Annotated in this window: 18 protein-coding genes, 1 tRNA gene and 1 pseudogene; 13 read left to right on the top strand and 7 right to left on the bottom strand. The window is 69.6% G+C overall.

Features of this window, described 5'->3' with window-relative positions; translation table 11 throughout:
• Window positions 1-3: 3 nt before the first annotated feature.
• Entirely contained in the window at window positions 4-1,320 is a 1,317-nt protein-coding gene (locus tag ABZY45_RS22520) for a histidine kinase (protein WP_356742361.1), read from the bottom strand.
• A gap of 154 nt (window positions 1,321-1,474) precedes the next feature.
• On the opposite strand from ABZY45_RS22520, the gene ABZY45_RS22515 reads away from it, so the two are divergent.
• The 7 genes from ABZY45_RS22515 (at window position 1,475) to ABZY45_RS22485 (ending at window position 7,174) form a co-directional block, all read left to right on the top strand.
• The gene (locus tag ABZY45_RS22515) at window positions 1,475-2,338 is read left to right on the top strand and encodes a hypothetical protein (RefSeq protein ID WP_356742360.1); all 864 of its coding nucleotides are present in this window, start codon (window positions 1,475-1,477) and stop codon (window positions 2,336-2,338) included.
• Between the two features lie 15 nt (window positions 2,339-2,353).
• Window positions 2,354-2,425: transfer RNA gene (locus ABZY45_RS22510), tRNA-Gln, on the top strand.
• A gap of 120 nt (window positions 2,426-2,545) precedes the next feature.
• Window positions 2,546-4,021: a bifunctional UDP-N-acetylglucosamine diphosphorylase/glucosamine-1-phosphate N-acetyltransferase GlmU gene (glmU, locus tag ABZY45_RS22505; RefSeq protein ID WP_356742525.1), complete on the top strand. Its 1,476-nt coding sequence runs from the start codon at window positions 2,546-2,548 to the stop codon at window positions 4,019-4,021.
• 119 nt (window positions 4,022-4,140) lie between these two features.
• Window positions 4,141-5,118 carry a ribose-phosphate diphosphokinase gene (locus tag ABZY45_RS22500; RefSeq protein ID WP_356742359.1) on the top strand — a complete coding sequence of 326 codons (978 nt, stop codon included), beginning with the start codon at window positions 4,141-4,143 and terminating at the stop codon, window positions 5,116-5,118.
• 217 nt (window positions 5,119-5,335) lie between these two features.
• On the top strand, window positions 5,336-5,923 hold the full coding sequence (locus ABZY45_RS22495) for a 50S ribosomal protein L25/general stress protein Ctc (RefSeq protein WP_356742357.1): 588 nt from the start codon (window positions 5,336-5,338) through the stop codon (window positions 5,921-5,923).
• Window positions 5,924-6,034: 111 nt separating this feature from the next.
• A complete protein-coding gene (gene pth, locus ABZY45_RS22490) occupies window positions 6,035-6,628 on the top strand; it encodes an aminoacyl-tRNA hydrolase (RefSeq protein WP_356742356.1) in 594 nt (197 codons plus the stop codon).
• Window positions 6,629-6,703: 75 nt separating this feature from the next.
• The gene (locus ABZY45_RS22485) at window positions 6,704-7,174 is read left to right on the top strand and encodes a hypothetical protein (protein WP_356742354.1); all 471 of its coding nucleotides are present in this window, start codon (window positions 6,704-6,706) and stop codon (window positions 7,172-7,174) included.
• A gap of 27 nt (window positions 7,175-7,201) precedes the next feature.
• On the opposite strand, the gene ppc is transcribed toward ABZY45_RS22485, so the two are convergent.
• Entirely contained in the window at window positions 7,202-9,931 is a 2,730-nt protein-coding gene (ppc, locus tag ABZY45_RS22480) for a phosphoenolpyruvate carboxylase (protein WP_356742353.1), read from the bottom strand.
• Window positions 9,932-10,247: 316 nt separating this feature from the next.
• On the opposite strand from ppc, the gene ABZY45_RS22475 reads away from it, so the two are divergent.
• The 3 genes from ABZY45_RS22475 (at window position 10,248) to ABZY45_RS22465 (ending at window position 12,620) form a co-directional block, all read left to right on the top strand.
• Entirely contained in the window at window positions 10,248-11,234 is a 987-nt protein-coding gene (locus ABZY45_RS22475; RefSeq protein WP_356742352.1) for a fatty acid desaturase, read from the top strand.
• Window positions 11,231-11,917, top strand: a complete 687-nt coding sequence (locus ABZY45_RS22470; RefSeq protein WP_356742350.1) for a TetR/AcrR family transcriptional regulator — start codon at window positions 11,231-11,233, stop codon at window positions 11,915-11,917. The genes ABZY45_RS22475 and ABZY45_RS22470 overlap by 4 nt, the downstream gene beginning before the upstream one ends.
• A 100-nt stretch (window positions 11,918-12,017) precedes the next feature.
• Window positions 12,018-12,620, top strand: coding sequence for a Uma2 family endonuclease (locus ABZY45_RS22465; RefSeq protein ID WP_356742523.1), 603 nt, complete (start codon window positions 12,018-12,020; stop codon window positions 12,618-12,620).
• 4 nt (window positions 12,621-12,624) lie between these two features.
• Here ABZY45_RS22465 and ABZY45_RS22460 read toward each other — a convergent pair whose 3' ends face one another.
• Window positions 12,625-13,425 carry a trans-aconitate 2-methyltransferase gene (locus ABZY45_RS22460; RefSeq protein WP_356742349.1) on the bottom strand — a complete coding sequence of 267 codons (801 nt, stop codon included), beginning with the start codon at window positions 13,423-13,425 and terminating at the stop codon, window positions 12,625-12,627.
• Window positions 13,426-13,513: 88 nt separating this feature from the next.
• Here ABZY45_RS22460 and ABZY45_RS22455 point away from each other — a divergent pair, with 88 nt between their 5' ends.
• A complete protein-coding gene (locus ABZY45_RS22455; protein WP_356742348.1) occupies window positions 13,514-14,011 on the top strand; it encodes a MarR family transcriptional regulator in 498 nt (165 codons plus the stop codon).
• Here the strand turns inward: ABZY45_RS22455 and ABZY45_RS22450 are convergent.
• Window positions 13,970-14,767, bottom strand: a complete 798-nt coding sequence (locus ABZY45_RS22450; protein ID WP_356742347.1) for a response regulator transcription factor — start codon at window positions 14,765-14,767, stop codon at window positions 13,970-13,972. The genes ABZY45_RS22455 and ABZY45_RS22450 overlap by 42 nt on opposite strands.
• Before the next feature lie 268 nt (window positions 14,768-15,035).
• Here ABZY45_RS22450 and ABZY45_RS22445 point away from each other — a divergent pair.
• Window positions 15,036-15,473: pseudogene (locus ABZY45_RS22445) on the top strand (GNAT family N-acetyltransferase); the annotation flags it as partial.
• Here the strand turns inward: ABZY45_RS22445 and galK are convergent.
• The 3 genes from galK to galT are packed head-to-tail and all read right to left on the bottom strand — an operon-like array spanning window position 15,463 to window position 18,667.
• Window positions 15,463-16,638 (bottom strand): galactokinase, encoded by a 1,176-nt coding sequence (gene galK / locus ABZY45_RS22440; protein ID WP_356742345.1) that lies wholly within the window; start codon window positions 16,636-16,638, stop codon window positions 15,463-15,465. The pseudogene ABZY45_RS22445 and the gene galK sit on opposite strands and share 11 nt — an antisense overlap.
• Window positions 16,635-17,618, bottom strand: coding sequence for a UDP-glucose 4-epimerase GalE (galE, locus tag ABZY45_RS22435; protein ID WP_356742344.1), 984 nt, complete (start codon window positions 17,616-17,618; stop codon window positions 16,635-16,637). Before galE ends, galK begins: the two co-directional genes overlap by 4 nt.
• Entirely contained in the window at window positions 17,615-18,667 is a 1,053-nt protein-coding gene (galT, locus tag ABZY45_RS22430) for a galactose-1-phosphate uridylyltransferase (protein WP_356742342.1), read from the bottom strand. Before galT ends, galE begins: the two co-directional genes overlap by 4 nt.
• A gap of 236 nt (window positions 18,668-18,903) precedes the next feature.
• Between galT and ABZY45_RS22425 the strand changes: the two genes are divergently transcribed.
• Window positions 18,904-20,574 (top strand): sodium:solute symporter family protein, encoded by a 1,671-nt coding sequence (locus ABZY45_RS22425; RefSeq protein ID WP_356742341.1) that lies wholly within the window; start codon window positions 18,904-18,906, stop codon window positions 20,572-20,574.
• Window positions 20,575-20,583: the final 9 nt, after the last annotated feature.

Raw genomic sequence — 20,583 nt, 5'->3', positions numbered from 1 at the left:
GGCTCAGGCCGCGTCACCGTCCGGCAGCACCGCCGACACCCGGAATCCCCCCGCATCCGTCGGACCCGACACGAACACCCCACCGAGCCCCAGCACCCGCTCCCGCATCCCCACCAGACCGTTCCCCCCGCTCGGCAGCCCCGCGTCAGCCGTCGCACCGTCCGAAGGACCGTTCTCCACCTGCATCGCCACCTCGGCCCCCCGATGCGCGAGCCGCACCCACGTCTTCGCGCCCGCCGCGTGCTTGTGCACGTTCGTCAACGCCTCCTGCACCACCCGGTACGCCGTCTGCTCCACCTCCGGCGCATACGGACGCAGCTCCCCCTCCACCGACAGCTCCACCGTCATCCCCGCCTCGCGGGACTGCGCGACCAGGGCCTCCACCTCACGCAACCGCGGCCCGTCCTCCACCGCGGCAGCCGCCGCGGCAGCCGCCACCCGCCCCACCGAAGCCAGCGGCACCCGGCCCGCCCGCGGAGCCACCAGCGCGTCCCCGCTCCGCAGCACCCCGAGCATCTCCCGCAGCTCCGTCAGCGCCTGCCGCCCCATGTCCCCCACCAGCGCCGCGTTGCGCACCGCTTTCGCGGGATCCTTCGGGGCCACCGCCTGCAACGCCGCCGCGTGCACCACCATCAGACTCACCCGGTGCGCCACCACGTCGTGCATCTCCCGCGCGATCCTGGTCCGCTCCTCCGTACGCGCCCACTCGGCCCGCTCCTCCGCCCGGTCCGCGAGCAGGGACAACTCCCGCTCCAGCGAATCCGCGCGCTCCCGCAGGCTCTCCATCAGCCTGCGCCTGGCCCCGACGTAGAGACCGAAGAGCACCGAGGGCGCCGTCAGCCCCAGCGACATGAAGAGGGACACCCCCGGGACGTACCAGTCGCCCGGCCCGAAGTCCGTGTCCCCGCTCACGCTCTGCCGCAGCCGCACGTACGACACGATGAACGTGCCGACGAGCGTCATCCCCGTCAGCACCACCGTGATCCTGCGCGGCACCTCCGACGCCGCCAGCGTGTACAGCCCGACGATCCCCATCAGGAAGCCCATCTCGGCCGGCGTCGTCGCTATCGACACCAGCACCACCGCGATCGGCCAGCGCCTGCGCAGCACGAGCACCGAGCCCGCCAGCAGCCCGAAGAGCACCCCGAGCGGCACCGGCAGCCCGGTGTCCCCGGCGAACGTCACCCCTTCCAGCGCACACTCCAGCGCCGAGACCAGCGCCAGCCCCACGTCCAGGGCGACACCGCGCCGCCGCTCCCACCACCAGTAGCCGCGGGTGGTCGACCCCGCCGCTTCCTGGTCTGCCCCCGTTGCGGTCATGGCATCCAGCGTACGGGCGCAAGCATCTCATTTTCCGGAGACTCCGACAGCACAGGAAGTGACCGGTCGCGCCATGAACGCACGCAGATCGCCCGATCCGGCGAACCGCGCACCCTTTGACCCGGTCGTCCGCATTCCGGACGAGGCTGTCCTTATGACACATGCCACCGGCAAGTACGCGGACTTCGAGGGGCTGCGGGAGCGGGCGATCGCGCTTCGGCGGGAGGGGCTCAGCCGCCGCCAGATCCGTGACCGGCTGTACGTCGACAACAACGACATCCTGAACCGTCTCCTGGAGGGCGAGCCGGCCCCGGAGTGGACGAAGCGCCCCAACGCCAAGGACGACCTCCGTGACAGGGCCCGGGAGCTGCGGCTCCAGGGCATGACCTACGACCAGATCCAGGTGGAGCTGGGCTGCTCGAAAGGCTCCATCTCGCTATGGGTGCGGGACCTGCCTAAGCCAGAGCGCAGCCGAAGTGCCATCGAACAGGCCCGGCCCGCCGGGCGCCTGCGCTGGGACCACGAACTGGCCGTGCGCGACGAGGAGCGACAGCGGACGAAGACCGCTGCACAGGCAGAGATCGGCGGCCTCACGGACCGGGAGCTTCTCCTTGTTGGCGTAGGTCTCTACTGGTCCGAGGGGGCGAAGGACAAACCGTACGACCGACGAGAGAACCTGACATTCGTCAATAGCGACCCGGGCATGATCGAGACCTATCTGGCCTGGCTGGCCGTGGTGGGGGTCACGCCCGACCGTATCTGCTTCCGGGTCATGATCCACGAGACAGCCGACATCGAGGCCGCCGAACGCTACTGGGCAAAGCTTGTGGGCATCGACGCCTCCGCGCTCCGAAAGACGACGCTGAAGAAGCACAACCCCAAGACCTCACGGAAGAACACGGGCGAGACCTACCACGGATGCTTGGTGATCCGTGTCGCGCAAGGAGCCGAGTTGTATCGTCGAGTCGAGGGCTGGTGGCGCGGAATCGTGGATCAGGCCCAACTCCACCTCAGGTAGGGTCTGACGCAGTGATCCGCCGTGGGGTAGCGGCATCCCGCAGGCCTTTGGAGCCTTGAGACGCTGGTTCGAATCCAGCCGGCGGAGCCCACGCATCGGGCCCCGACCTCACCGGTCGGGGCCCGCGCCAGTTTCGGGCATATACGCCCCCGGTATCCTGCGGATGTCCACCACCCGAAGCCGAAGGGCACATCCGTGAGCGCCAACATTCCCCAAGTTCTCGGCTCCGCTCGAACAGGGGATGCCCCACTGGCAGCCGTCGTCGTCCTCGCAGCGGGTGAGGGCACCCGCATGAAGTCGAAGACTCCCAAGGTCCTGCACGAGATCTCCGGGCGCTCGCTCGTCGGACATGTCGTCGCCGCTTCCCGTGAGCTCGACCCGCAGCACCTCGTCGTGGTCGTCGGCCACGCCAGCGAGCAGGTCACAGCGCACCTCTCCGCCGGGGACACCCCCGTGCGCACCGCCTACCAGGCCGAGCAGAACGGCACGGGCCACGCGGTCCGGATGGGCCTGGAGGAGCTCGGCGGCACCGTCGACGGCACCGTGATCGTCGTCTGCGGGGACACCCCGCTGCTCTCCGGCGAGACGCTCTCCGCGCTCGCCGCCACCCACGCGGCCGACGCGAACGCCGTCACGGTCCTGACCGCCGAGGTCCCGGACTCGACCGGCTACGGCCGGATCGTCCGGGACGCGGCCACCGGCGCCGTCACCGAGATCGTCGAGCACAAGGACGCCACCGACGCCCAGCGCGGCATCCGGGAGATCAACTCCGGCGTCTTCGCCTTCGACGGCCGGCTGCTGAGCGACGCGCTCGGCAAGGTCCGCACGGACAACAGCCAGGGCGAGGAGTACCTCACCGACGTGCTGTCGATCCTGCGTGAGGCCGGGCACCGCGTCGGCGCCTCGGTCGCGGGCGACCACCGGGAGATCCTGGGGATCAACAACCGGCTCCAGCTGGCCGAGGCCCGCCGGCTGCTCAACGAGCGGCTCCTGGAGCGGGCGATGCTGGCCGGCGTGACGGTGGTTGACCCGGCGTCGACGCTGATCGACGCGACGGTGACGTACGAGCGTGACGCGGTCGTGCACCCGGGCACGCAGCTGCTCGGGACCACGCACCTCGCGGAGGACGCCGAGGTGGGCCCGAACTCCCGGCTGAAGGACACCGTCGTCCACGCGGGCGCACGGGTGGACAACACCGTCTCGGACGGCGCGGAGGTGGGCCCTGGAGCGACCGTGGGCCCCTTCGCCTACCTGCGTCCGGGCACCCGCCTGGGAGCGAAGGCCAAGGCAGGTACGTACGTCGAGATGAAGAACGCGACGATCGGCGAGGGCACGAAGGTGCCGCACCTGAGCTACGTCGGGGACGCGACGATCGGCGACCACACCAACATCGGTGCGGCCAGCGTCTTCGTGAACTACGACGGGGTGGCCAAGCACCACACCACGATCGGGTCCCACTGCCGGACCGGGTCGGACAATATGTTTGTGGCGCCTGTCACGGTCGGGGACGGCGTTTACACGGCGGCGGGTTCGGTCATCACCAAGGACGTACCGGCCGGTTCGCTGGCCGTCGCCCGGGGCCAGCAGCGGAATATCGAGGGCTGGGTCGCCCGGAAGCGCCCCGGGAGCGCGGCGGCTCAGGCCGCTCAGGCCGCCGCGCAGGAGACCGACGGCGAAAGCTGACCGGAAACAGGTGCGCCAAAGGCGGCGTACCGTGATAGATGCTCACCCATTTCGGCTGGCTCGTCGCTCATCGGGACACATGCGCGCGGTGCCAGATACACGTCTGAGGAGACTGTGCTGTGACCGGGATCAAGACGACCGGCGAGAAGAAACTGATGCTCTTCTCCGGCCGCGCCCACCCCGAGCTGGCCGAGGAGGTCGCACACCAGCTGGGTGTCGGTCTCGTGCCGACGAAGGCCTTCGATTTCGCCAACGGTGAGATCTACGTCCGCTTCCAGGAGTCCGCCCGTGGCGCCGACTGCTTCCTGATCCAGAGCCACACGGCTCCGATCAACAAGTGGATCATGGAGCAGCTGATCATGCTGGACGCGCTGAAGCGCGCGTCGGCGCGGTCGGTGACCGTGATCCTGCCGTTCTACGGCTACGCCCGTCAGGACAAGAAGCACCGTGGCCGTGAGCCGATCTCGGCCCGCCTGGTGGCGGACCTGATGAAGACGGCGGGTGCGGACCGTGTCCTCACGGTGGACCTGCACACGGACCAGATCCAGGGCTTCTTCGACGGCCCGGTGGACCACCTGTTCGCTCTGCCGATCCTCGCGGACTACGTGGGCGCGAAGGTCGACCGGTCCAAGCTGACGGTGGTGTCTCCGGACGCCGGCCGTGTGCGGGTCGCCGACCGCTGGTGCGACCGTCTGGACGCCCCGCTGGCGATCGTGCACAAGCGCCGCGACAAGGACGTGCCGAACCAGGTGAGCGTGCACGAGGTCGTCGGTAACGTCGAGGGCCGCGTGTGTGTGCTGGTCGACGACATGATCGACACGGGCGGCACGATCTGCGCCGCTGCGGACGCCCTGTTCGCGCACGGTGCCGAGGACGTCATAGTGACCGCGACGCACGGTGTGCTGTCGGGTCCGGCGGCGGACCGGCTGAAGAACTCGAAGGTGAGCGAGTTCGTGTTCACGGACACGCTGCCGACGCCGGGTGAGCTGGAGATCGACAAGATCACGGTGCTCTCGATCGCGCCGACGATCGCGCGTGCGGTGCGTGAGGTCTTCGAGGACGGTTCGGTGACGAGCCTCTTCGAGGAGCAGGAGTAGTCACTTCCGGGGCCGTTGGCTCCGGGACGACCGCCTGCGGGTGATCGACTTTGGGTGCGGCCTCCCCGCCGGGTAGACTCAGTGAGTTGCTCGGCGAGGGAGGCCGTTCTCATGCGCAGGCATGGGTCCGGTGGTCCGTTATCGACGCGCTCTTCGTAGCAGGCCTGTCGTGGGCCGGGTGACCATCGGTTTTTCGTCACCTTACGAGGAGTGCAGCATGGCTGAGATCAAGCTCGACGCAACGGTCCGCACGGAGTTCGGCAAGGGCGCTGCCCGTCGCACCCGTCGCGCCAACCTGGTTCCCGGAGTCGTCTACGGCCACGGTGCCGAGCCGGTTCACATCAACCTCCCGGGTCACGAGCTGCTTCTCGCGCTCCGTACCGCCAACGTCCTGATCGGTCTGGAGATCGACGGCAAGGACGCCCTGGTGATCCCGAAGGCCGTTCAGCGCAACGCCATCAAGGGCAACATCGAGCACGTCGACCTGCTGACCGTGAAGCGCGGCGAGAAGGTCAACGTCGAGATCGCGGTGCACGTCGAGGGCGAGCTGGCCCCGGGCGGCAACCTTCTCGAGTACGTGCAGAACACGCTGCTCGTCGAGGCCGAGGCCACCCACATCCCCGAGTCGGTCACGGTTTCCGTGGCGGGCCTGGACGCCGGTGACTCGATCCTCGCCAAGGACATCCCGCTCCCCAAGGGTTCGGTGCTGGCGGGCGACGAGGACGCCGTGGTGCTCCAGGTCGTCTCGGCGCAGGCCGAGGAGCCGGCCGCCGAGGGCACCGAGTCCGAGGGTGCCGAGGCCTGAGCCTCGCTCCACCTGCTTGACTGACGGGGTGGCGGTTCCCTTCCGGGGGTTCCGCCGCCCCGTTTCCCTGTATCGACCGGTACGTACGCACCGCGAGGAGACCGAGCTCTGATGTCCGACGCCACCGACCCCTGGCTGATCGTGGGCCTCGGTAATCCCGGCCCTGATTACGCGGCGAACCGTCACAACGTCGGTTTCATGGTGGCCGATCTGCTGGCGGAGCGGATCGGCGGGAAGTTCAAGCGGGCGCAGAAGGCGCAGGCGCAGGTGCTGGAGGGGCGGATGGGTCCGCCCGGGCCGCTGAGCCGGCGTGTGGTGTTGGCGAAGCCGATGTCGTACATGAATCTGTCGGGTGGGCCGGTCACCGCGCTTCGGGACTTCTACAAGGTGCCGACGGATCATGTCGTGGCGGTGCACGACGAGCTGGACATCGATTTCGGGATGCTGCGGCTGAAGCTGGGTGGCGGTGACAACGGGCACAACGGGCTGAAGTCGATGACGAAGGCGATGGGTCCGGATTATCACCGGGTGCGGTTCGGGATCGGGCGTCCGCCGGGGCGGATGCAGGTCGCTGATTTCGTGCTGAAGGATTTCTCGTCGGCGGAGCGCAAGGAGCTGGCGTATCTGGTGGACCGTGCGGCTGATGCGGTGGAGTCGTTGCTGGCGGAGGGGCTGGAGCGGGCTCAGTCCGCGTACAACTCCTGACATTTCTGCTGCTTCTTGGGTGTTTTCCGGCCACAGGTTGACCGACTGCAGGGCTCTGCCCAAGGATCGGCCCCCATGAAGCGGAGTTCCTCCCACCGGCTGATGGCCCATGGCCGTACGTTCGCGGCGGGCTGTGTCGTCCTGTTGCTGCTGGCGGCGGGGGTGTGGTCGTCGTGGGACAGCGCGCACCACATCATCCTGGCCAAGGGGCGTGAGCACGGGACGATGGCGGTGACGTCGTGCGGTGAGGACGCCTGCACGGGGTCGTTCTCGCCGGACGCGGATGCGCGGGACCGGGCGGCGGTGACGATCGAGCGGTCCGTCGCGGCGGAGAAGGGGGAGCGTTTCCCCGTCGTGGTGAAGCCCGGGACCGGGCACGTCGTGCGTACCGGGGTCCCGGGCTTTCTGCACGCCTGGGTTCCGCTGGGTGGTGCGCTGGTGCTGGCCGCCCTGGTGATGGGCGGCGGTATGCGGCTGACGCGGACGGCGTGGGGTACGGGGATCGCGGGTGCGGCCCTGTTGACGGCGACGTTCATCGCCCTGTGAGGGTTCCGCACCCGCTTCCCGTGCGGGTCAGCCGGTGTTGCGCAGGCCCGCGGCGACGCCGTTGACGGTGAGCAGCAGGGCGCGTGCGAGCAGCGGGTCGGCTTCCTCGCCGCGTTCGGCGGCCTGGCGCTGGCGGGCGAGCAGGGACACCTGGAGGTAGGAGATCGGGTCCAGGTAGGCGTCGCGGATGGCGAAGGTCTGCTGGAGCACCGGGCTGGTGCCGAGGAGTTCCTTGCTGCCGGTGACCTTGAGGACTTCCTGCACGGTGAGTTCGTGTTCGGCCCGGATGACGTCGAAGACGTGCTTGAGCTCGTCGGGGACGAGGGTGTCGACGTAGTGCTGGGCGATGCGCAGGTCGGTCTTGGCGAGGGTCATCTCGACGTTGGAGAGGAAGTTCTGGAAGAAGTGCCACTGTTCGTGCATTTCTTCCAGGACGGTGTCGAGTCCGGCTTCGCGCAGTGCCTTGAGGCCGGAGCCGACGCCGAACCAGCCGGGGACGATCTGCCGTGACTGGGTCCAGCCGAAGACCCACGGGATGGCGCGCAGGCCGTCGAGCGAGACGCCCGAGCCGGGGCGGCGGGAGGGCCGCGAGCCCAGGTGCAGGTCGGCGAGCTGGTCCACCGGGGTGGAGGCGAGGAAGTAGGCGGGCAGGTCGGGGTCTTCGACGAGCTTGCGGTAGGCGTCGTGGGCCGCGTCGGAGACCGTGTCCATGGCGGCGTCCCAGCGGGCGAGGGCTTCGTCGGACTGGCGGGGCGCGGTGTGCAGGGCGGAGGCCTGGAGGGTGGCCGCGACGGTCAGCTCCAGGTTCTCCCGTGCCAGTGCGGGGATGAGGTACTTGTCGGAGATGACCTCGCCCTGTTCGGTCACCTTGATCTCGCCCTCGAGCGTTCCCCAGGGCTGGGCGAGGATCGCGTCGTGGGAGGGGCCGCCGCCTCGGCCTACGGTGCCGCCGCGGCCGTGGAAGAGGCGCAGGCGTACGCCGTAGCGGTGGGCGACGTCGCGGAGGCGGCGCTGGGCGCGGTGGATCTCCCACTGGGAGGTGGTGATGCCGCCGAACTTGGAGGAGTCGGAGTAGCCGAGCATGACCTCCTGGACGTCGCCGCGGAGTGATACGAGGAGGCGGTAGGAGGGGTCGGCGAGCATCTCGTCGAGGATGACGTCGGCGGCCTTGAGCTCGTCGGTGGTCTCCAGGAGCGGGACGATGCCGATCTTGGCCCAGCCGCCGTGGAGGTCGATGAGGCCGGCCTCACGGGCGAGGACGGCGGCGGCGAAGACGTCGTCGGCGCCCTGGCACATCGAGATGATGTAGGACTCGATGACCTCGGGGCCGAAGCGCTCGAATGCCTGGCTGATGGTGTGGAAGACCCCGAGGGTCTTCTCGCCCGCGGCGTCCAGCGGGGCAGGGGTCGGGGCGAGGGGGCGACGGGAGCGGAGTTCCTTGGCGAGGAGCTTCTGCCGGTAGTCGCGGGGCATGTCGGCGTAGCGCCAGGACTCCTCGCCGAGCCGGTCGAAGAGCTGGCCGAGGGCGTGGTGGTGGGCGTCGGCGTGTTCGCGGACGTCCATGGTGGCGAGCTGGAGGCCGAACGCGGTGAGGGTGCGGATGGTGCGGTTCATGCGGCCGTCGGCGAAGAGTCCGCCGCGGTGTTCGCGCAGGGAGGTCTGGATGAGGACCAGGTCGGCGATGAGTTCGGCGGTGCCGAGGTAGTCGCAGCCGGGGCGGTGGGGGGTGCCGGATGCGAGGCGCTCGCGGGTGTTGACGAGCTTCTGGCGGATGCAGGTGGCCTTGAGCCGGTAGGGCTCTTCGGCGTTCAGCCGCTTGTAGCGGGGGCTGATCTCGGGGAGGCGCTCCAGGTCGGTCTGGAGCGAGGTGAGGAGCTCGTCGGTGGCTCCGGTGTAGCGGATGGAGTTGGAGAGCAGTCCGCGCAGCTGGTCGACGAGTTCGAGGGCGTCGGTGATGCCGTGCTCGTGCTGGAGGATGAGGACGTCCCAGGTGACGGCGGGCGTCACGTTGGGGTTGCCGTCGCGGTCGCCTCCGATCCAGGTGCCGAAGGTGAGCGGGCGGGTGCCGGCGGGCAGTTCGACGCCGACGCGCTCCAGCTCTGCGGCCAGGTCCTCCAGGACGTCGCCCACGGCGTTGGCGTGGAGTTCGTCGAGGTAGTAGATGGCGTTGCGGGCCTCGTCGGCGGGCTCCGGGCGGACGACGCGGAGTTCGTCGGTCTGCCAGATGAGGTCGATGTTCTCCGCCAGCCGGATGTCCTGGCGGCGGCGGTCGGCCTCGATGACGGGTGTTTCGAGCAGTTCGGCGATCCGGCGGAGCTTGTTGAGTACGGAGCGGCGTGCGGCTTCGGTGGGGTGTGCGGTGAAGACGGGCCGGACGTTGAGGTTCTTGACCGTCTCGCGCAGGTGCTCGGGGTCGGCGTCCTTGAGGCGGTCGGCGGTGCGGGCGAGGAGTCCGCCTTCGGCTGACCGGCGGTCGCGCATCTCGTGGGCGCGGTGGACCTGCTCGGTGACGTTGGCGAGGTGGAAGTAGGTGGAGAAGGCGCGCACGAGCTGTGCGGCGGTCTCCAGGTCCGTGTCGCCGAGGAGCTCTGCTGCTGCCTCGCCGTCGGTGCGGGTCAGGGCGCGGACGCGCTCGACGAGGTCGAGGAGGTCCTGGCCCTCCTGTCGTACGAGGGTCTCGCCCAGCAGGTCGCCGAGGCGGCGGATATCGGCCCGCAGTTCGGTGCTGGCGGCAGGGGTCTGGTCGGCACTGCTCACAGTGTGCGGCTCCTTGCAGTGGTTGAGCACGTCTGTCAGGGGGGCCGGGGCGCTCGCGGTGCTGACGGGGGCACCCCGGATATGCAGAGTGCGGACCGCGCTGTCCGACGCCCCCAGGATAGGTGTCCTGGCGGCGGGCGTGCTCGTTGCCCTTGGGGGTGGTCCGTGGCGGTGTCGCGGACCGGTTCTCCCAAGGGTTGCGACGGCGACGCTCTCGTGTCGCGGGGTTGGTCGCTGCCATACTTACGTTGCCGTAGGTTACGGAAGCGTAGCCCGCTCATTTCGTCCTATCTCCTCACCCCACGGGGGACTCGCCATGCCCACCAGTCCTGATGTGATCGACGACGGCCTGCCGACGGAAGCGGGCGGTCGCGCGTCCGCCTCGGCCACGCTCGGTGGCGACAAGAAGCGTTCGATCGAGCAGATCGCGCTGCTGCTGTTCATCGTGGTGCCGTTCGCGGCTCTGGTCGCGGCGGTGCCGCTGGCCTGGGGCCGTGGGGTCAGCTGGCTCGACCTCGGCCTCCTGGTGGTCATGTACTACTGGGGCTGCCACGGCGTGACGATCGGTTTCCACCGCTACTTCACGCATGGATCGTTCAAGGCGAAGCGTCCGCTCCGTATCGCTCTGGCCGTCGCGGGTTCGATGGCGGTGGAGGGCCCGCTCGTGCGGTGGGTGGCCGACCACCGCAAGCACCACCGGTTCTCCGACGCGGAGGGCGACCCGCATTCGCCGTGGCGGTTCGGCGAGAACCTGCCGGCGCTCATGAAGGGGCTGTGGTGGGCCCACATCGGATGGATGTTCAACGAGGAGCAGACGCCGCAGCAGAAGTACGCGCCGGACCTGGTCAGGGACCCGGCGATCCGTGCGATCTCGCGTCACTTCCTGAGCTTCACGGTCCTCTCGCTGGCGATCCCGCCTCTGGTCGGCGGCCTGGTGACGTGGTCCTGGTGGGGTGCGTTCACGGCGTTCTTCTGGGGCTCGCTGGTGCGGGTCGCGCTGCTGCACCACGTGACGTGGTCGATCAACTCGATCTGTCACGCGGTCGGCAAGCGCCCCTTCAAGTCGCGTGACCGGTCGGGGAACGTGTGGTGGCTGGCGGTGCTCTCGTGCGGTGAGTCCTGGCACAACCTGCACCACGCGGATCCGACGAGCGCGCGGCACGGGGTGATGAAGGGCCAGATCGACTCCAGTGCCCGGCTGATCCGCTGGTTCGAGAAGCTGGGCTGGGCGCACGACGTGCGGTGGCCGGATGCGTCTCGTATCGCCTCCCGCCGCAAGTCCGCGGCCGTCGACCCGGCATGATTGACGACGTGGCGACCGACGGAAGCACCAGCGGCGAGAAGAGCATGCCTGTCCCCACCCGGCGGGCCAGGCGGGTCCGTATGACGGGTAAGGAGCGCCGCGAGCAGCTCCTGGACATCGGCCGCACCCTGTTCGCCGACAAGGGTTTCGAGGGCACATCGGTGGAGGAGATCGCGGCGCGTGCCGGGGTCTCCAAGCCGGTGGTGTACGAGCACTTCGGCGGCAAGGAGGGGCTCTACGCCGTGGTGGTCGACCGTGAGATGCGCCAGTTGCTGGATCTGGTGACGGGTGCGCTCACGGCGGGGCATCCCCGGGAGCTGCTGGAGCAGGCGGCGTTCGCGCTGCTGGACTACATCGAGACGTACACGGACGGTTTCCGGATCCTGGTCCGCGATTCCCCGGTCGCGCAGTCCACGGGCACGTTCGCGTCGTTGATCAGTGACATCGCGACGCAGGTCGAGGACATCCTGGGCCTGGAGTTCAAGGCCCGGGGCTTCGACCCGAAGCTGGCGCCGCTGTACGCGCAGGCGCTGGTGGGGATGGTGGCGCTGACCGGTCAGTGGTGGCTGGACGTGCGGAAGCCGAAGAAGGCCGAGGTGGCCGCGCATCTGGTGAATCTGGCATGGCACGGGCTGGAGAACCTGGAGTCGAAGCCGCGGCTGATAGGCCACCGGAAGAGCTGACCCCGCCGGTCAGCGCGTGATCACTCGTTGTGATGACGGAGTCGCGAACCGGACCTTACTGTGGTGGGGCAGGACCAGGATCCCGTCCATGGGAGGAACCATGACCGCCGAGCCGATCACCGGGCACAGCAGCCGCTGGCCGGTGCCCCCGCAGGACGGATACACCGTGGACGACCTGTTCACGCTGCCCGATCTCCCGCCGCACACGGAATTGCTCGACGGGAGCCTGGTCTTTGTGAGTCCACAGCGTGATTTCCACAGCACGATGATCGACCTTCTGGTGACAGGCCTCCGGCACAGCGCTCCGCCGGAGATGAGGGTACGCCGAGAGATGACCGTGGTCCTCGATCGCCGCAACGCCCCCGAGCCTGACCTCTGCGTCGTCCGGGCGGGAGCGGTGACCGGCCGGGAGCAGACCCGTTTCGAGGCGGCCGACGTGCTCCTCGCCGTCGAGGTGGTCTCCCCGGACTCCGAGGCGCGGGACCGTGACACCAAGCCGCAGAAGTACGCGGCGGCCGGCATCCCGAACTTCTGGCTGGTCGAGATGGCCGGGAGCGACAAGCACCCGGTCGTGCGGGTCTACGAGCTGGACCCGGTGAACAAGGCGTACGCCCTGACGGGTATCCACCACGACCGGCTCAAGACCGGGGTTCCGTTCCCCGTCGACGTCGACATCTCGGCGGAGGCACTCGACCGGCTCTGAGCGGTCACCCTGCGGTCCGGGCCACCGCGAAGATCCGGCGGAACGGGAAGACCGTGCCGTGCGGGCCTGTCGGGTAGGCGGTGCGGAGCCGGTCGCGGTATTCGATGAGGAAGGCGTCCCGGGCTTCGGGGTCGTCGGTGAGGGCGTCGATGAGGGGGCGCAGGCCGGTGCCCTTGACCCAGTCGAGTACGGGATCCTCGCCCTGGAGCAGGTGCAGGTAGGTGGTCTCCCAGACGTCGACGGTGCGGCCGGGTGCGGTGAGGTGCTCCAGGTAGGCGGCGGGGCTGTGTACGGCGTCCTCGTGGCGCAGGAGGCCGCCGATGCGGCCGTGCCAGCGGGGGGACTCGGCGAGTTCGCGCATGAGCATGTGGCTGGGGGCGCCGAAGTTGCCGGGGACCTGGAAGGCGAGGGTGCCGCCGGGGGTGAGTGCGTCGAGCCAGTGGGGGAAGCGGGCGGTGTGGCCGGGGACCCACTGGAGCAGTGCGTTGGAGACGATGAGGTCGTACGTCTCGGTGGGGGTCCAGGTGGCGGCGTCGGCCTCGGTGAAGTCGAGGCGGGGGCCGGCGTGGGTGGTGCGGGCGCGTTCGAGCATCCGGGGCGAGTTGTCGTAGCCGGTGACGTGGGCGTCCGGCCAGCGTTCGGCGAGGACGGCGGTGGCGTTGCCGGCGCCGCAGCCGAGGTCGGCGATGCGGGGTGCGGGTTCGTGGGGCAGGGGCCCGACCCTGGCCAGGAGGTCGTGGAAGGGGCGGGTGCGGTGGTCCGCGTGCCGGAGGTACTGGAGGGGGTCCCAGGTGGGCGGGGTCATGGTCTCAGGATCACCAGGCAAGTCTCTTGATGTCAAGACACTTGAATTCAAGAGACTTCATGTCGAGGGACCCTCTACACTGATCGTCATGGAGGACGAGGTCGACCGTCTGGTCGCTGCATGGCGCCGTGAGCGCCCCGACCTCGACGTGGAACCACTCGAGGTGCTGAGCCGCGTCTCCCGCCTGGCACGGCACCTGGACCGGGCCCGAAGGATCGCCTTCGCCGAGCATGAGCTGGAGCCCTGGGAATTCGACGTCCTGACGTCCCTGCGGCGCGCGGGCCCTCCGTACCAGCTCTCCCCCGGGCAGCTCCTCACCCAGACCCTCGTCACCTCGGGCACGATGACGAACCGCATCGACCGGCTGACCAAGAAGAACCTCGTGGAACGGCTCCCCGACCCGAGCGATCGCCGGGGTGTCCTCGTCCGGCTGACGGAGCGGGGCCGTGACAAGGCCGACCAGTCGCTGGCCGGACTGCTCGACCAGGAGCGGGCCATCCTCGGCGAGCTGTCGTCCCAGCAGCGGTCCGAACTGGCCGGACTGCTACGCCAGCTGACCGCCCCGTTCGACAACGTCCCCGGATAGCTGGGCCGGACCCACCCCGGCCCGCCGGGCGAGCGCCACGGCGGCGAGCGTCGAGTGCACTCCCAGCTTCCCCAGCACGTTCTGCATGTGGGTACGCACGGTGTGCGGGGACAGGAAGAGCCGCTCCGCGACCGCCTTGCGGCCCAGGCCGGCCACCATGCAGCGCAGCACCTCGCGCTCGCGGGGCGTCAGCGACTCCACGAGCTGCTCGCTCTCGGTGCGGTGCTTGCGGGCCGCGGTCAGCTCCCGCAGGACCCCGGTCAGCAGGGCGGCCGGCAGATGCGTCTCGTCGCGCAGCACACCGCGTATGACGGTCAGCAGCCGTTGCAGCGAGCAGTCCTTGGCGACCCACCCCGAGGCACCGGCCTGCAGCGCCGCCGCAGCCCTGCGCGGGTCGTCCTTCTCGGCGAGCACCACCGTCCGGATGTGCGGATACCCCGACCGGACCCCGGTCACCAGCGCGATGCCGTCGACCGGACCGCCCGCCCCGGGCCCGCCCTCCGGTGCCTCGCGCGGCGCGGGCACGGTGCGCACGCCGTTCGCGGTGAGGATGCCCAGTTCGGCGTCGACGAGCATCACGTCGTAGCGGCGCCCCTCGGCGGCCGCGCGCTCCAGACACCGCAGCGCGGCGGGACCGCTGCCCGCCGCCGACACGTCGACGTCCGGTTCGGCCGCCAGGGCCGCGGCGAGGGACTCGGCAAAGATGCGGTGGTCGTCGACCACCAGAACCCGGATACGCGCCACAGACACCCCCATGCTGTGTGAGCTCCTGGGGCGCGGCGTGCATGGCCTGCCCCGACGAGGACAGGATCACGGCGGACACGACGCCCGGAGCACTCCGGTGACCACCGGCCACGGCCGCCGCCGTGTGCCGGCCGCCACCCGCCCCGGGCGTCGCGTCCGACTGTCTCGTCCCCTGAAACGACACCGGCCCCCACCGGTGTTGTGCACAGCGTACGGCGGGCGGTGGGCGGCGGAAGGCGATTCGCAGAACTGACCACACGAGGTGTTTGGGGTGTTGTGCATGTTCCGTCTTGAGACGGAAGTCGACAAGGAACGTCGTATTCTGCTTGGCCGCCGGCTGCACGAGGACAACTGGGAAGGGTCACCGCGGCTGCGCGCCCTGCACAGCACCCCGGCCGAACACGAAGTCCCGCTGGAGGTGTGGCTGCTGGACGACCAGGGGGCGCTGGCCGGCGGACTGAGCGGACGGACCTGGGCCTACTGGCTCCATGTGGACCTGCTCTGGGTGGACGACCGCCACCGCGGCCTGGGCCACGGTGCGCGGCTGCTCGCCGAGGCGGAGCGCCTCGCCCGCGACGACCGCTCCTGCCTCCGCTCCCGGCTGGAGACCTGGGACTTCCAGGCCCCGGCCTTCTACCGGAAGCAGGGGTACGAAGTGGTCGGCACGGTCGAGAACTACCCGCCGGGCGTCGTGGAGTTCATCCTGGTCAAGCAGCTGGGGAAAGCCGCCGGCCGCCCGCAGAGGGAACGGCGGGGAAGATTCCCGGGGTGGCGTGGCCGGCGGAGGTGAACGCCTCCGTCACGGCCTTGGCGACGGTGTCCGCGACCGCTTCCTCCACCAGCACGATCGCCGAGCCGCCGAAGCCGCCCCCGGTCATCCTGGCGCCGAGCGCCCCGGCCTCGGTCGCCGCCGAGACCACGAGGTCCAACTCGGCGCAGGAGACCCGAAGATCGTCGCGGAGCGAGACGTGACCCGCGTCGAGCACGGGGCCCGCGGCCCGTACGTCCCCCGCGTCGAGCAGGGCGATGACCTGCTCCACCCGGTGGTTGTCGCTCACCACATGGCGGACGTAGCGCACGACCGACTCGTCCTCGCCCGCGGCCCGCAGGGCCTCCAGCGCCGCCTCCAGCCCTTCGTACGGGAGGTCACGGAGGGTCCCGATGCCGAGCGCCCGGGCGCCCGCCTCGCAGCCGGCGCGGCGCTCCGCGTACGCTCCGTCGCCCAGGGCGTGCTTGACGCGGGTGTCGACGACCAGCAGCTGCAGCCCGTGCGCGGCCAGGTCGAAGGGGACCTGGCGCACGGTCAGGTCGCGGGTGTCGAGGTACAGGGCGTGGCCCTCGGTGCAGCAGGCGGAGGCCATCTGGTCCATGACGCCGCAGGGCACGCCGACGAAGGCGTTCTCGGCTCGCTGGCCGAGCACGGCGATCTCCGGTGCGCTCAGGCCCAGTCCGAAGAGGTCGTTCAGGGCGAGCGCCGTGACGACCTCCAGGGCGGCCGAGGAGGAGAGGCCGGCGCCGACGGGCACGGTGGAGGTGAGCTGGATGTCCGCACCGGTGATCTCGTGGCCGGCCTCGCGGAGCGCCCAGACGACGCCTGCCGGGTAGGCGGCCCAGCCGTGGCCGGAGTGCGGGACCAGCTCGTCGACGCGCAGGGAGACGACCCCGCCCGGAACGTCGGTGGAGTGCAGGCGCAGCTGCCCGTCGGTGCGGCGGGCGACGGCGGCCCGGGCGTGGTGCGGGAGGGCGAGCGGCATGACGAAGCCGTCGTTGAAGTCGGTGTACTCACCGATCAGGTTCACTCGTCCGGGTGCCGCCCAGATTCCCTCGGGTGCGCTTCCGTAGAGCTCGGTGAAGGAAGCGGTGAGCTCGGCGTTGTCGGTCATGGTGCGGTGGGCTCCTCTCGGCGGGCGAACGTCCACGCGTCGGCGACGATGGCGGCCAGGTCGGCGCGCGACGGCTGCCAGCCGAGCCGCTCCCTGGCGGTGGCTGCGGAGGCGACGAGGACGGCGGGGTCGCCGCCGCGCCGGGGTGCGGCGGTCTCGGGGACCGGGTGGCCGGTGACCTGGCGGACGGTCTCGATGACCTCGCGTACGGAGAAGCCGTTGCCGTTGCCCAGGTTGCAGATGAGGTGTTCACCCGCGGTGGCCGCTTCCAGGGCGAGCAGGTGGGCCTCGGCGAGGTCGGCGACGTGGATGTAGTCGCGTACGCAGGTGCCGTCCGGGGTCGGGTAGTCGTCGCCGTAGACGGAGATCGACTCACGCCGGCCCAGTGCGACCTGGAGGACCAGCGGGATGAGGTGCGACTCGGGGCTGTGGCGCTCGCCGCAGCTGCCGTAGGCGCCCGCGACGTTGAAGTAGCGCAGGGAGACGGCGGCCAGGCCGTGGGCGGTCGCCTCGCCGCTGATCATGTGGTCGACGGCGAGCTTGGAGGCGCCGTACGGGCTGGTGGGCGCGGTGGGGTCGGACTCCGTGATGGGGCTGGAGACCGGCTCGCCGTAGGTCGCCGCGGTGGAGGAGAAGACCAGGGTCCGGACCCCGGCGTCGCGCATCGCCGCGAGGAGGGCCGTCGTCCCGCCGACGTTGTTGACCCAGTACTTCTCCGGGTCGACGACGGACTCGCCGACCTGGGAGTACGCCGCGAAGTGCAGCACCCCGTCGTACGAGGCGTCGAGCCATTTGGCGGCGTCCTGGATGCGGCCCTCGATGAACTCGGCGCCCGCGGGGACGCCTTCGCGGAAGCCGGTCGACAGGTCGTCGAGGACGGTCACGGTGTGGCCGGCCTCCAGCAGGTGCGCGGCGACGACACTGCCGACGTATCCGGCACCGCCCGTCACCAGGTACTTCTTGCCGGTGCTGCTGCTCATTCGCTCGCTACCTCTCGCAGTCGCTGGGCCGCGGCCTCCGGCGGCACGTCGTTGATGAACGCGCCCATGCCGGACTCGGAGCCCGCGAGGAACTTCAGCTTGCCGGAGGTCCGCCTGATGGTGAAAAGCTCCAGGTGCAGCGCGAACTCCTCGCGGCCGGGTGCCCTGTAGGGAGCCTGGTGCCAGGCCGAGATGTACGGGGTCGGCGGCTCGCCGGGGCCGAAGATCCGGTCGAATCGCCTCAAGAGTTCCAGATAGATCTGTGGGAACTCTGTGCGGGCGCCCTCGTCGAGCTCCCGCAGGTCGGGCACACGGCGGCGCGGGTGGAGGTGCACCTCGTAGGGCCAGTGGGCGGCGTAGGGCACGAAGGCGACCCAGTGCTCGCTCTCCAGGACGACGCGTTCGCCGTCGGCGAGCTCGCGGGCGACGACGTCGTCGAAGAGGTTGCGGCCGGTCTCGGCGCGGTGACTCTCCATCGAGCGCAGCATCTGCTCGGTGCGCGGGGTGACGAAGGGGTAGCCGTAGATCTGTCCGTGCGGGTGGCCGAGGGTGACGCCGATCTCGGCGCCCCGGTTCTCGAAGCAGAAGACCTGGGCGACCTGGGGGAGCTCGGCGAGGTCGGCGGTGCGGTCGGTCCACGCCTCCAGGACCAGGGCGGCCTGTTCCTCGGTGAGGCCGGCGAAGGACACGTCGTGGTCGGAGGTGAAGCAGACGACCTCGCAGCGGCCGGAGTCGCCGGCGAGCGAGGGGAAGCGGTTCTCGAAGACGACGACGTCGTAGCCGGCGTCGGGGATCTCGCTGAGCCGCCCGTCGCGCGAGGGGCAGAGCGGGCACTCGTCGGCCGGCGGGTGGTAGGTGCGCCCCTGCCGGTGCGAGGCGATGGCCACCGAGTCGCCGAGCAGCGGGTCGCGGCGGATCTCCGAGGCCCCCTCGGACGCGGAGACGGCGTCCAGGGGCCGCAGGTCGACGGCGTCGCGGACGGTGTCGTCGGCCGAGTCGTAGTAGATCAGCTCCCGGCCGTCGGCGAGGGTCGTGACCGTCTTCTTCACCAGGCTCCTCCATGTGACGCCCTCAAACAGAACCGCACATAACAAATCACAAGTAAACATGGCGCGTCAATGGCGTCGGTTCCTCTGAAGTCACCGGGGATCTCGGTGACCAGAAGGGACATTTCCACTCGCTCGATCACGATCAAACAAAGAACGCCACTCGACCTGTTCATTTTCTGAACACAAAGGCGTAGGTTCCGACGGGTTCAGTTCGCGCAACGAAGCGAGTACCCCCCATGCACTATCTGGCCGAAGGGCTCCGGCTCCCCACGAACGGGCTCGATTACACAATCCTGGCGATCTACTTCGTCGTGGTGCTCGGCATCGGCTTCGCCGCCCGGGCCAGCGTGAAGACGAGTCTCGACTTCTTCCTCTCAGGCCGGTCCCTGCCCGCCTGGGTGACCGGTCTGGCGTTCGTCGCGGCGAACCTCGGGGCCACCGAGATCCTCGGCATGGCGGCGACGGGCGCGCAGTACGGCGTCGCGGTCGTCCACTGGTACTGGATCGGCGCCATCCCGGCCATGGTCTTCCTCGGCCTGGTGATGATGCCCTTCTACTACCGGTCGAAGGTCCGCTCGGTGCCGGAGTTCCTGCTCCAGCGCTTCGACAAGTCGGCGCACCTGCTGAGCTCCATACTCTTCGCCTTCGCGGCGATCCTGATCGCGGGTGTGAACCTCTACGCCCTGTCGATCGTCGTGGAGGCGCTGCTGGGCTGGCCGCAGTGGGTCGCGATCGTCGTCGCGGGGCTCTTCGTCCTCGTCTACATCACCATCGGCGGTCTCTCCTCGGCGATCTACAACGAGGTGCTGCAGTTCTTCGTCATCCTCGCCGCCCTGATACCCCTGACCCTGCTCGGCCTCAAGCGTGTCGGCGGCTGGGACGGACTCAGCGGCTCGCTGGAGAAGCAGCACGGCACGGACTTCATGTCCGCCTGGGGCGGCACCGGCATCGGTGACGCCAACCCGCTCGGTGCCAACTGGCTGACGATCATCCTCGGCCTCGGCTTCGTCCTCTCCTTCGGTTACTGGACCACCAACTTCGCCGAGGTGCAGCGCGCGCTGTCCGCGAAGAACCTGTCGGCCGCCCAGCGCACCCCGTTGATCGCCGCCTTCCCGAAGATCTTCATCGTCTTCGCGGTGATGATCCCGGGTCTGGTCGCCGCCGTCGTCGTGCCGAAGATCGGCACCCCCGGCTCGGACCTCACCTACAACGACGCGATCCCGCTGCTGATGCAGGAGCTCCTGCCCAACGGTGTGCTCGGCATCGCGGTGACGGGTCTGCTGGCCGCGTTCATGGCCGGTATGGCTGCCAACGTGTCCTCGTTCAACACGGTGTTCACCACGGACATCTGGCAGCGGTACGTGAAGAAGGACCAGCCGGACGCGTACTACCTGCGCTTCGGGCGGCTGATCACCGCGGTGGGTGTACTGGCCTCGATCGGCACGGCGTTCATCGCCGCCAGCTTCTCCAACATCATGACGTACCTCCAGACGCTGTTCTCGTTCTTCAACGTCCCGATGTTCGTGGTCTTCATCATCGGCATGTTCTGGAAGCGCGCCTCGATGAAGTCCGGTGTCTGGGGCCTCGTCGCGGGCACCACGGCCGCGATGGTGAACTACTTCGTGATCTACAAGCAGGGGATCATCGACATCCCGTCCGACCAGGGCGCCAACTTCGTGTCCGCCATCGTCGGATTCGTGGCGGGCGCGGTCGTCATGGTCGCCGTCACCCTCTTCACCGCTCCCAAGCCCGAGGCCGAACTGGCCGGTCTGGTCTACGGGACGGAGTCCCCGGACGCCGACGAGGCGCCGGAGCAGGGCGACGACGCCTGGTACCGCAAGCCCGCTCTGCTCGGCTGGGGCGCCATCGTCCTCGCCACCCTCTGCTACCTGCCCTACTCGCTCTGATCGGAGGCA

Origin of the sequence: Streptomyces sp. NPDC006516 (assembly GCF_040611875.1) — a bacterium.
Lineage (GTDB): Bacteria > Actinomycetota > Actinomycetes > Streptomycetales > Streptomycetaceae > Streptomyces.
This window is presented reverse-complemented; position numbering and strand designations above follow the sequence as displayed.

What these genes read in the sequence shown, in the direction of transcription:
- ABZY45_RS22520 (WP_356742361.1), bottom strand. Translation starts at nt 1,320, where the DNA reads ATGACCGCAACGGGGGCAGACCAGGAAGCGGCGGGGTCGACCACCCGC.
- ABZY45_RS22515 (WP_356742360.1), top strand. Translation starts at nt 1,475, where the DNA reads ATGACACATGCCACCGGCAAGTACGCGGACTTCGAGGGGCTGCGGGAG.
- ABZY45_RS22495 (WP_356742357.1), top strand. Translation starts at nt 5,336, where the DNA reads ATGGCTGAGATCAAGCTCGACGCAACGGTCCGCACGGAGTTCGGCAAG.
- pth (WP_356742356.1), top strand. Translation starts at nt 6,035, where the DNA reads ATGTCCGACGCCACCGACCCCTGGCTGATCGTGGGCCTCGGTAATCCC.
- ABZY45_RS22485 (WP_356742354.1), top strand. Translation starts at nt 6,704, where the DNA reads ATGAAGCGGAGTTCCTCCCACCGGCTGATGGCCCATGGCCGTACGTTC.
- ABZY45_RS22475 (WP_356742352.1), top strand. Translation starts at nt 10,248, where the DNA reads ATGCCCACCAGTCCTGATGTGATCGACGACGGCCTGCCGACGGAAGCG.
- ABZY45_RS22470 (WP_356742350.1), top strand. Translation starts at nt 11,231, where the DNA reads ATGATTGACGACGTGGCGACCGACGGAAGCACCAGCGGCGAGAAGAGC.
- ABZY45_RS22465 (WP_356742523.1), top strand. Translation starts at nt 12,018, where the DNA reads ATGACCGCCGAGCCGATCACCGGGCACAGCAGCCGCTGGCCGGTGCCC.
- ABZY45_RS22460 (WP_356742349.1), bottom strand. Translation starts at nt 13,425, where the DNA reads ATGACCCCGCCCACCTGGGACCCCCTCCAGTACCTCCGGCACGCGGAC.
- ABZY45_RS22455 (WP_356742348.1), top strand. Translation starts at nt 13,514, where the DNA reads ATGGAGGACGAGGTCGACCGTCTGGTCGCTGCATGGCGCCGTGAGCGC.
- ABZY45_RS22450 (WP_356742347.1), bottom strand. Translation starts at nt 14,767, where the DNA reads ATGGGGGTGTCTGTGGCGCGTATCCGGGTTCTGGTGGTCGACGACCAC.
- galK (WP_356742345.1), bottom strand. Translation starts at nt 16,638, where the DNA reads ATGACCGACAACGCCGAGCTCACCGCTTCCTTCACCGAGCTCTACGGA.
- galE (WP_356742344.1), bottom strand. Translation starts at nt 17,618, where the DNA reads ATGAGCAGCAGCACCGGCAAGAAGTACCTGGTGACGGGCGGTGCCGGA.
- ABZY45_RS22425 (WP_356742341.1), top strand. Translation starts at nt 18,904, where the DNA reads ATGCACTATCTGGCCGAAGGGCTCCGGCTCCCCACGAACGGGCTCGAT.